This window comes from Flaviaestuariibacter flavus (assembly GCF_004337505.1).
In the GTDB taxonomy this organism is placed as follows: Bacteria; Bacteroidota; Bacteroidia; order Chitinophagales; family Chitinophagaceae; genus Flavisolibacter; species Flavisolibacter flavus.
In genome coordinates this window covers 672,661-687,214 of sequence record NZ_SJZI01000042.1, presented here as the reverse complement: position 1 = coordinate 687,214, position 14,554 = coordinate 672,661, and the positions used below count along the sequence as shown (strand labels likewise).

General features: G+C 56.8%; 14 protein-coding genes. 5 read left to right on the top strand and 9 right to left on the bottom strand.

Annotation, left to right across the window (positions count from 1 at the left end; genetic code table 11):
• Positions 1-157 precede the first annotated feature (157 nt).
• Both EPD60_RS10820 and EPD60_RS10815 read left to right on the top strand, forming a co-directional pair.
• On the top strand, positions 158-658 hold the full coding sequence (locus EPD60_RS10820) for a redoxin domain-containing protein (protein WP_131449462.1): 501 nt from the start codon (positions 158-160) through the stop codon (positions 656-658).
• Between the two features lie 91 nt (positions 659-749).
• On the top strand, positions 750-1,091 hold the full coding sequence (locus tag EPD60_RS10815) for a T9SS type A sorting domain-containing protein (RefSeq protein WP_131449461.1): 342 nt from the start codon (positions 750-752) through the stop codon (positions 1,089-1,091).
• A 112-nt stretch (positions 1,092-1,203) separates the two neighbouring features.
• Here the strand turns inward: EPD60_RS10815 and EPD60_RS10810 are convergent, their stop codons facing one another.
• Complete coding sequence (locus tag EPD60_RS10810) at positions 1,204-2,376, bottom strand: class I SAM-dependent rRNA methyltransferase (protein WP_131449460.1); 1,173 nt, start codon at positions 2,374-2,376, stop codon at positions 1,204-1,206.
• Between the two features lie 229 nt (positions 2,377-2,605).
• Between EPD60_RS10810 and EPD60_RS10805 the strand changes: the two genes are divergently transcribed.
• On the top strand, positions 2,606-3,178 hold the full coding sequence (locus EPD60_RS10805; RefSeq protein ID WP_243647811.1) for a nucleotide exchange factor GrpE: 573 nt from the start codon (positions 2,606-2,608) through the stop codon (positions 3,176-3,178).
• A 52-nt stretch (positions 3,179-3,230) separates the two neighbouring features.
• Positions 3,231-4,397: a molecular chaperone DnaJ gene (gene dnaJ, locus EPD60_RS10800; protein ID WP_131449459.1), complete on the top strand. Its 1,167-nt coding sequence runs from the start codon at positions 3,231-3,233 to the stop codon at positions 4,395-4,397.
• Positions 4,398-4,523: 126 nt separating this feature from the next.
• Here the strand turns inward: dnaJ and EPD60_RS10795 are convergent, their stop codons facing one another.
• The 5 genes from EPD60_RS10795 to EPD60_RS10775 form a co-directional block, all read right to left on the bottom strand.
• On the bottom strand, positions 4,524-6,260 hold the full coding sequence (locus EPD60_RS10795; protein WP_131449458.1) for a vWA domain-containing protein: 1,737 nt from the start codon (positions 6,258-6,260) through the stop codon (positions 4,524-4,526).
• A gap of 45 nt (positions 6,261-6,305) precedes the next feature.
• Positions 6,306-6,860, bottom strand: a complete 555-nt coding sequence (gene hpt / locus EPD60_RS10790) for a hypoxanthine phosphoribosyltransferase (RefSeq protein ID WP_131449457.1) — start codon at positions 6,858-6,860, stop codon at positions 6,306-6,308.
• A complete protein-coding gene (locus EPD60_RS10785; protein ID WP_131449456.1) occupies positions 6,860-8,038 on the bottom strand; it encodes a glucosaminidase domain-containing protein in 1,179 nt (392 codons plus the stop codon). The genes hpt and EPD60_RS10785 overlap by 1 nt, the downstream gene beginning before the upstream one ends.
• Positions 8,039-8,091: 53 nt before the next feature.
• Positions 8,092-8,742: an O-methyltransferase gene (locus EPD60_RS10780; protein WP_131449455.1), complete on the bottom strand. Its 651-nt coding sequence runs from the start codon at positions 8,740-8,742 to the stop codon at positions 8,092-8,094.
• A 262-nt stretch (positions 8,743-9,004) separates the two neighbouring features.
• A complete protein-coding gene (locus EPD60_RS10775; RefSeq protein WP_131449454.1) occupies positions 9,005-10,483 on the bottom strand; it encodes a sodium:solute symporter in 1,479 nt (492 codons plus the stop codon).
• 88 nt (positions 10,484-10,571) lie between these two features.
• Between EPD60_RS10775 and EPD60_RS10770 the strand changes: the two genes are divergently transcribed.
• Positions 10,572-11,108, top strand: a complete 537-nt coding sequence (locus EPD60_RS10770; protein ID WP_131449453.1) for an LOG family protein — start codon at positions 10,572-10,574, stop codon at positions 11,106-11,108.
• Positions 11,109-11,229: 121 nt separating this feature from the next.
• Here EPD60_RS10770 and EPD60_RS10765 read toward each other — a convergent pair whose 3' ends face one another.
• From EPD60_RS10765 to EPD60_RS10755, 3 genes are all read right to left on the bottom strand, one after another.
• A complete protein-coding gene (locus EPD60_RS10765) occupies positions 11,230-11,859 on the bottom strand; it encodes a hypothetical protein (RefSeq protein WP_131449452.1) in 630 nt (209 codons plus the stop codon).
• 4 nt (positions 11,860-11,863) lie between these two features.
• On the bottom strand, positions 11,864-13,285 hold the full coding sequence (locus tag EPD60_RS10760; RefSeq protein WP_131449451.1) for an FAD-binding oxidoreductase: 1,422 nt from the start codon (positions 13,283-13,285) through the stop codon (positions 11,864-11,866).
• A 231-nt stretch (positions 13,286-13,516) separates the two neighbouring features.
• Positions 13,517-14,554, bottom strand: coding sequence for a PorP/SprF family type IX secretion system membrane protein (locus EPD60_RS10755; RefSeq protein ID WP_131449450.1), 1,038 nt, complete (start codon positions 14,552-14,554; stop codon positions 13,517-13,519).

The following is a 14,554-nucleotide window of genomic DNA, read 5'->3' as shown; positions in this document are numbered from 1 at the left end:
CAAGCGGGATACGCAGATTGATTATGATTTACGCGGATGTTGATACCGATATCTGCGCTCATCATAACAGATCATAAAAAATCTGCGTTCTTTCTCTTCAAGCCGAAGGCGCTCAACCATTGTTCTATCCGTACGTTTACAGAAATAAACAACCCCCATGAATCCCTCCAGTCAGCCAGGCACGCCGCTCCGCGTGGGCGATCCGGCGCCTGATTTTACCCTGATCGACGACCAGCGGCAACCGGTGACGCTCTCGGCCTTCCGGGGCGAGAATGTGCTGTTGCTCTTTTTCCCCGCCGCCTTTACCTCGGTGTGTACCGCGGAGCTCTGTAGCGTCCGCGACAGCCTCGAGCGCTACGGGGCGCTCAACGCCCGGCCCTTCGGCATTTCGGTTGACCTGCCCTTTACCCTTGCCCGTTTTAAAGAAGAGCAGCGGCTGAATTTCTCCCTGCTCAGCGACTTCAACAAGGAAGTTTCGCGTGCATACGGATGCCTTTATGAAAACTGGATACTCGGCCTGAAGGGCGTTTCCAAACGCGCCGCCTTCCTGGTAGACCGGCAAGGAGTCATCCGCTATGCGGAGGTGCTCGAAAATGCAGGCGACCTGCCCAATTTTGAGCTGATCAACAAGACTTTAGAAGAAATGGAGCCCGCCTGAACCCTTGCAAAAGTTTACCAAAAAGCGGCAAAAGTTTTGTTGCTATAGGGATTAGAGTTAATTTAGTCATACTAAAAAAGGAGAAACAGCGTTGAAGCGATTTATACTAAGCACTTTTTTACTGGTTTCCATTGCAGCCTCCGCGGGGGCGCAGGCGAGCCGTACAGCGTTCGGGAACGAGCCCGCGACGGTGCTGCGCTTCTTTCCCAACCCCGCCGTATCGAACATTACCTTCGATTTTACCCGTAATTACGACAAGGGCTATACCATCCAGGTCTACAATTTCCTGGGACGCAAGCTCTACGAATCGGTGAACGTAGCTCCCCGCACCTCGGTTAACCTCGCCGATTACAACCGCGGCGTTTACATTTACCAGCTCTACGACCGGAACGGTAAGATGGTGGAAAGCGGTAAATTCCAGGTTTCCAAGTAAGATCAGAACTCATTGATACAAAAGCCTCCTTGCGGAGGCTTTTTATTTTGACCCATCTCCGGCCCTCCCCCTTGGGCAGGGGCTACGGGATGGGTCTGGGCATGGGTAAGGTCTATCCCACCTCGATGATCAGAAACTTCAGGTACTGCGTATTCTCCATACCCCATACAATCGGGTGATCCTGGCTCTGGGTCTGGAAAGTGACCTGCCGGATGGGACGACGGGCGTCTTTGGCGGCCATCTCGATGATCTGCAGGAAAAGCTCGGGGTTGACGAGGTTAGTGCAGCTCGACGTTACCAGGAAGCCGCCGGGCTTCACGAGCTTCATCCCGCGCAGGTTGATCTCTTTATAGCCGGTGATGGCCTTTTGAATATTGGCGCGGCTCTTTGTAAAGGCCGGCGGGTCGAGCATCACCACGTCCCACTTCTTGCCTTCCTTGCCCCACTGCTTCAGCACGTCGAAGGCATTGGCCTGTTCGAACTTCACGATGCTTTCGAGCCCGTTGAGCGCGGCGTTGCGGTTGGCCTGGTCTACCGCATTTTGCGAGATATCAAGGCCGAGCACCGACTTAGCCCCATAGTGCGCCGCATGGATCTCAAAGGTGCCGGTGTAGGTGAAGGCGCCCAGCACATCCTGCCCCTTAACGATGTTCTGGATATAGCGGCGGTTATCCTGCTGGTCGAGAAAATAGCCGGTCTTCTGGCCGTTTTCGATATCGACATGGAACTTCAGGCCGTTTTCGTTGATGATGATGCCGGTGTCGAATGGCGCCGACAGGAAGCCCTTGTGCTGCGGCAGGCCTTCAAGCTCGCGTACCGGCACGTCGTTGCGTTCAAAGATGCCCTTCGGCTTAAAGACTTCCTGGATGGCTTTTACGAGGGCCGGCTTCCAGCGGTCGATGCCGAGGGCCAGGGTCTGGATCACGAAATAATCGTTGAACTTGTCGACGATGCACTGCGGCACGCCGTCGGCCTCGCCGAACACGAGGCGGCAGTTTTCGGTGTAGCCGATGGCCTGGCGGTACTTCCAGCAGGCCTCGATCTTGCGCTTGAACCAGGCCTCGTCCACCGTGTCTTTTGCCTCGCGGGTAAGCAGGCGCACCAGGATCTGGGAGGCGGGGTTGTAATACCCTTTGCCGCAAAACTTACCGTCGGCGTACAGCACGTCCACCACGGCGCCCGGCTCGGGGCTGCCCTCTACTTTTTCTACTTCATTGGCAAAAATCCAGGGGTGACCGTTGGCGACGCGCGGGGCGATTTTCCGGCGGAGATGAACTTGCGACATAGCCGGCAAAGCTACGACGAAGAGAAAGAACGCAGATCCCGCAGGCGGGATACGCGGATTAATTATGATTCTTTATGATTTGCTTACACCGGCAGAATATCCAGGTAAATCAAAACAGATCATAAAAGATCTGCGTTCCTTCTCTCCGGCCAGTCTCACGACAAAATGTCTTAAAATGCCCGCTGGCTCCATCTTTGACCCTTACCTTTGCCCCCAATTTTGTTGTGCTATGAACGAAATGAACGATAACCTGAACGGACAAAATGACCCCGCAATGAAGGCGGAACCTGTCAATATTAATGTAGACGAGAACACGCCCGGCGACCAGCACCTGAACGAGCCGGTGGCCGAGGAAAGCGAGCTGGAAAAGCTCAAAGCGCAGCTCGACGAGAAGAACGACCAGTACCTGCGCCTTGCCGCCGAGTTCGACAACTTCAAGCGGCGCACCGCAAAAGAGCGCGTGGAGCTCATCCAGACCGCCGGTAAAGACGTCATCCAGTCGCTGCTGGATGTGCTCGACGATGCCAGCCGCGCCGAGCAGCAGCTCGAGAAGACGGACGATGTGGCCCAGATCAAGGAAGGCATCCGCCTCGTATTCGGCAAGCTCCGCAATACGTTGGCCTCCCGCGGCCTGAAGCCGATGGAAGCCAAAGGCGCGGAGTTCAATCCCGACCTGCACGAAGCCATCACCGAAATCCCGGCCGGCGACGAGATGAAAGGAAAGGTAGTGGATGAGGTAACGAAGGGTTATTACCTCAACGATAAGATCATCCGCTTCGCCAAAGTAGTGGTAGGCAAATAAGTGAATGGTGAATGGTCAATGACCGGTTGACCGAAAACAAGCGAACACATAAATGTCAAAGAGAGATTATTACGAGGTGTTGGGCGTCGCCAAAGGCGCTGCCGCCGATGAGATCAAGAAGGCCTACCGCAAGGTAGCCATGCAATATCACCCCGACCGCAACCCCGGCGACAAAGCCGCGGAGGAAAAGTTCAAGGAAGCGGCGGAGGCCTACGAAGTGCTGAGCGACGACGGCAAACGGCAGCAATACGACCGCTTCGGACATGCCGGCGTTTCGGGCGCCGCCGGCCGCGGCGGCCCGGGCGGCCCCAATATGGAAGACATCTTCAGCCAGTTCGGCGACATCTTCGGGGAAGACATCTTCGGATCCTTCTTCGGCGGTGGCGGCGGGCAGCGTGGCGGCGGCGGACAGCGCCGTGCCCGCGGCACGCGCGGCTCCAACCTGCGCATCAAGCTGAAACTCACCTACGAGGAGATCGCCAAAGGCGTCACCAAGAATATCAAGGTGAAAAAATACGTGCCCTGCAACGTGTGCAACGGCTCGGGCGCCAAAGACAAGAGCTCGGTGCAAACCTGCGGCACCTGCGGCGGGTCCGGCCAGGTACGCAAGGTTACCAGCACCTTCCTGGGCCAGATGCAGACCGTCACCACCTGCCCCACCTGTAACGGCGAGGGCTCGGTGATCACGGCCAAATGTGGCCATTGCAAGGGAGAAGGCCGCATGTACGGCGAGGAAACGGTTACCATCGACATCCCCGCGGGCGTACAGGAAGGCATGCAGCTCAATATCGGCGGCCGCGGCAACGCGGGCGAGCGTGGCGGCCCGGCGGGCGACCTCGTTATCCTCATCGAAGAAGAACAGCACAAGGAACTCGTGCGCGAAGGCCTCAACGTTGCCTACGAGCTGTTCCTCTCCTTCCCCGACGCCGTTTTCGGCACCTCCGTGGAAGTGCCCACCATCGACGGGCGCGCCAAGATCAAGATCCCGCCGGGCACGCAAAGCGGCAAAGTGTTCCGCCTCAAAGGCAAGGGCTTCCCTGCCGTCAACTCCTACGAAAAGGGCGACCAGCTGGTGCAGGTAAATATCTGGACCCCGCAGCACCTCAACTCGGAAGAGAAATCGATGATGGAAAAGCTTCAGCAGTCTTCGAACTTCAAGCCGGCGCCGGAGAAAGGATCGAAGTCCTTCTTCGACAAGATGCGCGAGATGTTCTCGTAGATATGTTTATCTGGAATCTCTGAATCTGGAATCTGAATACATCCAATAATAAAATGCTTCTCGCTATGAGAAGCATTTTTTATGCTACGCCGAAAAGATAAATTCCAGATTCAGAGATTCCAGATCTTACAGCGCCGGTTTCTTCTTTTTCCGCGAACTATACAGGGCTTTTGCCTTTTCCACCAGCTCCACGAACTCTTTCTGTACCGGGTCATTCGGATCTGCGCTGCCCTGTGCCAGCGGCAGGAGCTCGTTCCAGTATTTTTCCTTTGCGTAGCGCGATTCTTTCAGCAGGGAGCCGAACAGGATCACCGATCCGGCAAAACGGTACGGCCGGGGCACCTGCGCCAGCGGCAGCAGCTGCAGCTCGGGGCTGCAGGATTCGTTGCGGGTGCGGGTGCTATTCGGATCGGTGTATTCCAGGTTGAACGCCACCGCCTTTCCCTGGGCAGCCGTGGGAGCCACCGGCTCAATCTCGAATGCCACGAGCAGCGAAGAGCCCGAGCCTACTTCGCCGCCTTCGAGCTGGGCCGTCTTATCTTTCATCGCACCCACCTTGTTGTCGAAGCCGATGAGCCGGTATTGCCGCACCACCGCGGGGTCGAAGCGCACGTGCAGGGCAGCGCCGTCGGCCACCGAATAGAGGGTGCCTGTAAACTCCTTTACCAGCACCTTTTGCGCCTCGTTGAAATTGTCGATATAAGCAAAGTTGCCGTTGCCCTTTTGCGCCAGCGCCTGGATCTTGGAGTCTTTGTAATTGCCCATGCCCACGCCGAGACAAGTGAGGTAAACGCCCGACTTGCGCTCCTCTGTAATGAGTTCTTCGAGGTCGCTTTCGGAGCGTAGGCCTACGTTGAAGTCGCCGTCGGTAGCCAGGATGACGCGGTTATTTCCCTTGGGCAGAAAGTGCTGCCGGGCGATCTCGTAAGCCAGCTTCACGCCCGAGGCGCCGGGCGTGGTGCCGCCGGTCTCCAACGCGTCGATGGCCCGCACCATCCGCTCTTTGTCGGCACCGCCGGTGGGCGGCAGGTACACTTCCACCGAGCCTCCGTAAACCACGATCGACACCGTATCCACGGCCCGCAGGTTCTGCACCAGGCCTTTGAAGCCGGCCTTCAACAACGGCAGGCGGTTGGGCGCCTCCATGGAAGCCGACACGTCGACCAGGAAAACGAGGTTGGAAGGCGGCAGGTGCTCCAGCGGCAGCTTGCGCGAGCGGATATGCGCGAAGAGCAGCCAGTTGGCCTCGTTCCAGGGGCAGGGCGTGAGCACCGGGTCGATGCTGAAGCTCCGGCCGCCTGCGGGCTCGCGGTAGTCGAAATTGAAATAGTTGAGCAGCTCCTCGATCCGCACGGCCTCGGGCGGCACCAGCGTTTTGGAGTTGAGAAAGCGGCGGATATTGCTGTAGGAGGCCCGGTCCACATTCAGCGTAACGGCCGTGGCGGGAAAGGGAGCCGCGCCCACAAAGCCGTTTTCCACGGTGCTGGCATAGGTTTCATCACCAACAAACCATTGCTGTTGCTGGCCGAACGGAAGGTCTTTCGTCTGCGATGCAAGCTGCACCAGCGTCACCTTCGTCGATTTGCGTAGCGTTACTTTGAGGTAGGAAGCCGCATCGGCCAGCAGGCGGGTTTTCTCGAAGCCGTCGAGCGAAACGACCAGCGAATCCCTAGTGGTATTCATCCCGATCCCGAAGGTGCCGTCGTATCCCGAATAATACCGGTAGCCGGTAGACATCTGGACCAAAACGGCATTCTGGAGGGCATTTCCCTGCTCGTCGCGCACCTCTCCTTTGAGGTAGGACGACTGGGCGGCGGTACACATATATAGCAGCACAAAGGCTAGGACAAGCACTTTTCTCACTGGACCTGGATATGGTGCAGAAGATACGAAAAATGGCGGAATGGCCTATTCGTTTCCGGACAACTGGTAAATTTCCCGGAGGTTGCGGCCCAGGCCGTCGTAGTCGAGACCGTAGCCCACCACGAACTTGTTGGGAATGGCGAAGCCAACATAGTCCAGCGTAAGCTCATACTGGGTGGCTTCGGGCTTATGCAGCAGCGTGGCGATGCGCAGGGACGCCGGCTGGGAATGCTGCAGCTTCGGCAGGAACTCGTGCAGGGTCTTGCCAGTGTCTACAATGTCTTCGATGATGATGATATCGCGGCCAAACAGGTCCTGGTCGAGGCCGATGGCGGTGACCACCTTGCCGGTGCTCTTGGTGCCGCTGTAAGAAGCCAGCTTGATAAAAGAGATCTCGGCGTCGATGCTCAGCTCCTTGAAGAGATCGGAAGCAAACATAAAGGCGCCGTTGAGGATGCCGATGAACAGCACGGACTGCTTGCCTTTATTGCCTGCGTAATCCTTGCTGATCTGGGCGGCCAGCTCGCGCACACGCTCCTTGATGGTTTGTTCGGAAAGATAACTATCGAAGGTTTTGTCGTGCAGCGTTACCGGTGTCATTAGCTTTTTTTGATACGTACTTCCTGCCCGACCTTGAGCCCGGCGGTGGGCAAGTTATTCCATTGCAGGATATCTTCCACCTTCACCCCGTATTTTTTTGACAGCGAGTAAAGTGTTTCCTTCGGCTGAACCACGTGGCGGATGTATTGCTCCGCAACCGGCGATGCGGCTGCAGTGCTGTTGGCCGGCACCGGCGTAAACTCAGGTTTTGAAGCTTTTCCGGAAAGCGCGATGAGCTCGCCGGCAACAAAGCTCCGGTCGTAGCTGAGGCCGTTGTATTCGAGCAGCGCGTCCATACGCACACCTTCCGCCTGCGCTACATCCCAAAGGCTTTCACCGGCGCGGGCCTGGTGCAGGTCGGTAACGCCGCTGCGGCGCTTGCGCTGCAGAAATACCAGTTGGTCGCGGCCCGCTACATCAACGGGCTTCATATCGTTATACTCGAAAAGATGCTTTACCGAAATATCATTCGCATCGGCAATGCTGCTGAAGGATGTGCCCTTGGCAACAAACACTGCTTTGATGCCGTTCAGTTCAAAAACGCCCTGCGGATAAACAGGCTTCTCAGGTGTGGTCACCGCAGTCTTTGAGGCAAAGCGTGCGTCGTTGCTTGCGGTTGCATTCATGCTCGCAACGGCAGGTGTCTCGTCCTTCGGCTTGCGGCCCAGCGCGATCAGGGTGTATTCCTGCAGGTTGTAGTCGCGGATGATCTTGATGAGAATCTGCGGGTACTTTGGGTTGGTGGCATAGCCGGCTTTCTTCAGTCCATAAGCCCAGCCTTCATAATCGGTGGGGTCGAGCCTGAAGAGGCCGCCGTAGTGCGGGCGGTTCTTGAGAAAGTCGGAGTGATCGCGGTAGGACTGCTCCGGTGCTTCGTACTTGCGGAAACACTCGCCGCGTTCGTCATCGTCGTGGTATACCTTCTCGCCGGTCCACTCCGTTTTGCACTTGATGCCGAAGTGGTTGTTGGAACGCGTTACCAGGTCGCTCTGGCCGGCGGAGCTTTCGTGGATGCCCTGCGCCAGCGTAATGGCGGCCGGCACACCGGTGCGGATCTCCTCGTCGATGGCGATATTCTTATAACGGTCGATATAATTGCGTACAGCAGCCGAGCCTTGCGCAAAGGACGTAGCGCTCAGCAGTATACAAACTATAAAGGACAGGCTCCACTTTTTCATCGGACGTTTTGAATTTGGCTCCCGGTGTTGCCACCGGGAAGTGTTTTCAATGGTTAAGGTTGATCCTTCTTCCGAAGGAGGAAGAGGCCGTCGCGCAAAGGCAGCAGCACGCTCTCAACGTCAGGACAGGAACGAATAAAGTCATTGAATTCTTGTATGGCCTTCGCGTTCTTGCCCTTTAGCTCATCGGCCAGCACCTGGCCGTGAAAGAGCACGTTGTCCACAAAAATAACCCCTCCAGGGCGCAATTTGGGCAGAACGAGGTTAAAATACGCCAGGTAAGAAACCTTGTCGGCGTCGATAAAAACGATATCCCAGCTTTCCTCGAGACCGCCGATGATTTCGCGTGCCTCACCGATATGCAGGTGAACTCCTTTAACATTATTTTTTTCGAAGAAGCTCCGCGCTACGGCCGCATCGGGCTCCCGTAACTCTACGGTATGCAGCTCGCCGCCGTCTGCAAGCCCTTCCGCAAGACAAAGCGCGCTGTAGCCCGTAAACGTGCCGATATCAAGCACCCGCCGCGGGCGCATCAACTTACTCATCATGGAGAGGAAACGTCCCTGCAGGTGCCCGCTGAGCATGTGTGCTTTCGGGTGATTTGCTTCCGTCCAGGTGCTGATCTCCTTTAGATGTTCCGGCTCAGGCGAACTGTAGCGCCCGGCATATTCATGAGCTTTTTCGAAGTCGATATCGTCTTTCATCGGGACGAAGGTAAGTTACTGGTATGCGTAGCGACGCGAAGCGTCATTGCGAGCGGAGCGAAGCAAACTCCATGACCTTAGGAGTGATTGTGACCAGAAGATCTTTCGAAAGCTTTCCTTTACTCACCGACACCCTGCGTAACGCCGGAGTTTGCTTCGCTCCGCTCGCAATGACGGCCGGAGGCCGTCGCTTCGCGCCCTACAAAAGACAGAAGCCTCGCTCCGCGAGGCTTCTGTCATAAAACAAATAAAGAATATCAATTTACAAACTCGCCTCTGCCAGCAGGGGCTTGCTTACCTCCGCCTTGTGCGAAATCAGCAAGAGTCCGATAAATACCAGCAGTCCGTTCAGAATGAGCAGCTCGGAGCCGATCTCGAAGTGAGGAAAAAGGCGTTTCTGGAAAAAGTCAAGTACGAAGCAGATAATCGGTGCGGCAATGCAGATGACGGGCACCAGCCGGTCTTTCACGGCGCGCTTCGTTACCAGACCAAAGGTGAAGAGCCCCAGCAGCGGGCCATAGGTATAGGCGGCCACCTTGAGAATCACCCCGATCATGGAGCCGCTGTTGACCCATTTGAAGAGCATCACAAACAGCAGGAAGATAAAGGCAAATACCAGGTGCACCGTCTGGCGTACGCGCTTCTGCTTTTTCTCATCCCAGTCGCCGCGGCGCTTGATACCCAGCAGGTCGATGCAAAACGAGGAGGTAAGCGCGGTGATAGCGCCGTCGGCACTCGGAAAGAGCGCCGAAATAAGGGCAATGATGAAAACGATGGCAATAAAGGGCGGCATATGCTCGAGCGCCACCACGGGGAAGAGTTTATCGCCCGTTGCCGCTACACCCTGGGCCGAAGCAAAGAGGTGCAGCAAGCCGCCGAGAAACAGGAAAAGCAGCAGCACCACCGTGAGCACGGCGGAGAAAGTGATCATGTTCTTTTGGGAGTCGCGCAGGGTTTTCACGGAGATGTTCTTCTGCATCATCTCCTGGTCCATCCCGGTCATGGTGATGGTGATAAAAGCCCCCGCGAGTATCTGCTTTACAAAAAAGAGCTTGCTGCCCGGGTCGGTGAAGAAGATCTGTGTGTATCCCTTCTCTCCCATAGCGGCGATGCCGGAGCCGAGGTCGAGGCCCAGCTGGTTGAGGATATAAATGGTGCAGATGACAAGGCCCGCCAGCATGCAGGTCGTTTGCAGGGTATCGGTCCACACAATGGTTTTCACACCACCCTCGAACGTATACAGGAGAATCATCAGCAGGATGATGAGCGTGGTGACCCAGAAGGGAACGCCCAGGCGTTCCAGGATGGCTTCCTGCAGGATGTTCACCACCAGGTAAAGACGTGCCGTGGCACCCAGGGTCCGCGACAGGACAAAGAAAGAAGCACCTGCCTTATAGGAGACAAAGCCAAGCCGCTGCTGGAGGTAATTATAAATGGAGGTGACATTGAGCCGGTAGTAAAGCGGCAGCAGCACATAGGCGATGGTAAGGTAGCCGATGATATAGCCGAGCGCGATCTGGAAATAGGCGAAGCCTTCCTTTCCGACGGCGCCGGGCACGCTTACAAAGGTGACGCCGCTGAGCGAGGTGCCGATCATGCCGAAGGCCACCAGGATCCAGCTCGAGTTGCGGTTGCCGATAAAAAAGGAGTCGTTATTGGATTTGCGGCCGGTGAACCACGCTACTACGAGCAGCAGCAGGAAATAACCGATCACGAGCGAGAACAGGAGGGTTGGCGACATGCGTTATCTTTTTGTGTCTGCGCGCAAGATAGGGCGCCCTTTTTTTGAAGTTAGCGAAAATTGCCTTCCTTTTGCCGAAACACCCCACATGCAACTGAAGGCACTGGCCGTTTTCTGCGGCTCCAAGAACGGCAACAATCCCGCATTCCGCACCGACGCCGAGGCGATCGGCGCCCTGCTCGCACGCCGCGGCGTGAGCCTTATTTACGGCGGCGGCCGCAACGGTCTCATGGGCGCGGCGGCCGACGGCGCCATGGCCGGCGGCGGCACCGTACGCGGCGTCATCCCCGAGGTGCTTACCCAGTGGGAGCACCAGCATACCGACATCACCGAGCTTGTGGTGGTGGAAGACATGCACGTGCGCAAACGCACCCTTTACGAAATGTGCGATGCCGCGCTCATCCTCCCCGGCGGTTTCGGCACGCTCGACGAGCTCTTCGAAATCCTCACCTGGAACCAGCTTTCCATCCACAACAAACAGGTATTCCTGCTCAACACCGCCGGCTTCTACGACCACCTGATGGCGCACGTGCAGCGTATGTTCGAAGAAGGCTTCCTTTACACAAAGCCCGACGAGCAGATTATTGTGCTCCAAACCCCGGAAGACATAGTACAGTATCTCTGATCTCAGATCTCTGATCTCGAATCTCAGATCTTGAATTCGGTACCATAAAAAACGGATCGCCTTGCGATCCGTTTTTACATTTGACATCTACGGTCTGACATCTGAGATCCTAGATCAGACATTACCTCTTGAGCGGTCCGCCGCGGTCGAAGTCGTTGTTGCGCTTGCCGCTGAAGAGGGGAATGTTGAGACCGGCGCGGAACTGCATCTGCGGATGCCCCTGGTTGTCGACATAAGGCGAATTCGGATCTTTCAGCACATCCCAGAGTACCGACACAAACCCGTATGGTCCGCCGCTGTTGCGGCCGGAAGTATAGCCAAGGCCCACCAGCATACTCGGGGCAGAATAGTCCTGCTTGAAATCCGCAGCCCCGTCGCCCGGGTAATATTTATAGTTGATAAAATTGTGCTCATACTGCGCCTGCGCATACAGAAAGTGCACCGGGAAAATGCGGGTGAACACGCCGCCGCCGTAGAGCGTTTGGCGTGCTTTGTCGTTTGCACTATAAATGTAGCGCTGCTGCGTATAGGTGTAGTTCAGGCCGATGCCGGCATCGAGCCAGCTGGTAAGGTTGTAACCCAGCATCGGGCTGATACCGCCCAGGAAATAGCCGGTGCCGAAGCCGAGCGAGAAGGAGCCACCGGTAAACAGCCTGCTTTTCTGAAAGCCATGCGGCGCTGTGGTATCGCGCTGCGCCCAGAGCAGGGTGAGGGAGCTGCACAAAATGAGGGTAAGGATTGTTCTTTTCATGTTGTTATTCAGAGTCAAAGATTTTTCCGGGGTTGAGAATGTTGTTGGGATCAAAGAGGCGCTTGATACCGCGCATCAGCTGCAGTTGCACCGCATCGAAAACAATCGGCAGGTACTCCTTCTGCACGAGCCCGATACCGTGCTCGCCGGAGATAGTGCCACCCAGCTGCTTTACGAGCTGGAAGATCTCGCGGATGCCTTCTTTGAGCGAGCCGTTCCAGGCTTCGTCGCTCAGGTCGCCCTTGATGATATTGACGTGCAGGTTACCGTCGCCGGCATGCCCGTAGCAAACGGAATGAAAGCCGTATTTACTGCCGATGGCCTTAACGCCCTGCAGCAGCACCGGCAGCTCGGCGCGCGGCACCACCGTGTCTTCCTCCTTATAAATGGAATTGGCTTTCACGGCTTCGCCCACACGGCGACGCAGCTTCCACAGCTGCTCCTTCTGCTGCGCGTCTTCGGCAAAAAAGATATTCTCGCTACAATCGAAGCCCTGCACGATGCCCGCGATGCCTTCCAGCTCTTTCATCAGCACGTCGGGGTCGTTGCCGTCCACCTCAATCAGCAGGTGGGCTGCAATGCCTTCTTCGAGCGGAACGATGGAGTCGTCCACAAAACGCATCACCCATTCCAGTGCATCCCGCTCCATGAATTCAAGCGCGCTGGGTGTATAGCCGGCCTGGAAAACGGCGCTTACCGCGGCGCAGGCCTGCTCGGCCGAGCGGAAGGGAACCAGCATCAGCAGGTCGTAGCGCGGGTGCGGAATGAGGCGGAGCACGATCTTCGTTACAATACCAAGCGTGCCTTCGGAGCCCACTACCAGCTGGGTAAGATTGTAGCCTGTTGCGTTCTTCAGCACGTTGGCCCCGGTCCAGATGATATCGCCGGTAGGAAGTACCACTTCCAGGTTGAGTACATAATCTTTCACCACACCGTACTTCACGGCTTTGGGGCCGCCGGAATTTTCGGCAATGTTGCCGCCGATAAAACAGGTTCCGCGGCTGCTCGGATCGGGCGGGTAAAAGAGGCCCCGCTCCCGCACGGCGCTTTGCAGCACCTCCGTGATCACCCCCGGCTCGGTGGTCACCTGCCCGTTGCGCTCGTCGATTTCCAGGATGCTGTTCATCCGCTCCGTCGACAGCAGCACGCCGCCAAGATGCGGCAGGGCGCCGCCGCTGAGACCGGTGCCGCCGCCCCGCGGCGTCACCAGGATGCGGTGTTCGTTGCAGATCTTCAGGATGGCGCTGATCTCTTCCGCGGTGCGGGGCTTCAGCACTACATCGGGCAGGTAATGCAGGTCTTCGGTTTCGTCGGATGCATAGTGCGCCAGCACCTCGGGGTCTACCGAGACATAGTCGCTGCCGACGATGGCACGGAAAGCGTCGAGTTGTTGCAGCACGGACGGCGCATCAGGAGTCAGGAGCATAACGTGAGGGGTTGTTCGCCGTAAAGGTCGGGCAAAAGTGAAAAGCAAGACAGAGTGAAGTGTTAATGTGGGAAACGTGAGCCGTGAACCGTCAGCCCGCAATGCGCGGTAAAGAAGAAAGGATGCCTTTGGCATCCTTTCTCCGTAATCAGGCGTCAGCATCCGCGTTCAACGATTCCCGATTCACGACAGGCGTCAGCGCTCACGGTTGACGGCTCACGGCCCAGGATCTTAATTCTTAAACGACGGGCAGATCGTCTGCCTGCGGTTGCCGTTGAACTCACTGAAAATCCCCTGCTTGACCAGCGAAAACTCAAGCGCGCCGCGGCTGTTGTTGTAGGCTTTCAGACCCGACATCGTTACGTCGTAGCTGAAGGAAAAGATATAGTCCTTGATGCCCAGCCCCACCATCGGGATGATGGCTTCGTTGTAGCGATAGTAAAGCCCGCCCACCAGCACCTGCTCCCCGTCGCCGGACAGATTATAATGCGCATTGAGCCCGGCTACCGCCTCGAAAGAGCCGGCCTGGGTGGAGAAATAAATATTCGGGTTGATGATCCACTGATCGTTGAGCTTGAAGGATCCGTTCAGGAAAGCGATCGAGCGCATCGGGATGCGGTTGTCTACGTCACCGGCGTCGTTGCTGAAAAACGATTCCCGCGGGCGGTTCACATGATGGATCGAAAAGCCGCCGTTGATGTAGATATTCCCGGTGGGGAAATAGGCATAGTTAAGTCCGGTTTGCAGGTCAAGGTAGCCGGTGGAGGTGCGGTCGAGCTGCACCGAGGTCGGCAACTTGTTATCGAAGAAATGCCCGTCGAACTGGTCGGGGAATTTGAGCGCAGCGGTGTTGATCCGCTTGTTGGCATAACCCACGTTGAAGCCCAGGCTGAGCAGGCTGGAGTAGCCCAGCATCTGGTGGTAGGCAACGGATCCGTATAGCTTGGTGGAAGTGAGGTTACCCGAGCCGGCCACGTCTTTGAGGATGGCGCCGCCAAGCCCCACCCAGCCGTTCTGAAAGCGGTCCTTGAAAAGCTGCACGTCGCCAAAGGCGCTCATCGTTTTGTAGGGCACCGACATCACCGACGACCACTGGTTGCGGTAGTTGACACCCACGCGGTAGTCACCGTCGGGAATAAAGCCCGTATTGGCCGGGTTGGTGGTCAGGGGCGAGTTGAAGAATTGCGAGAAATGCAGGTCCTGCGCGGCAGCCTTCCTGCCGGCCGCAGCCAGCACCAATACGCTACAGATGGTTAAGAATCGCTTCAT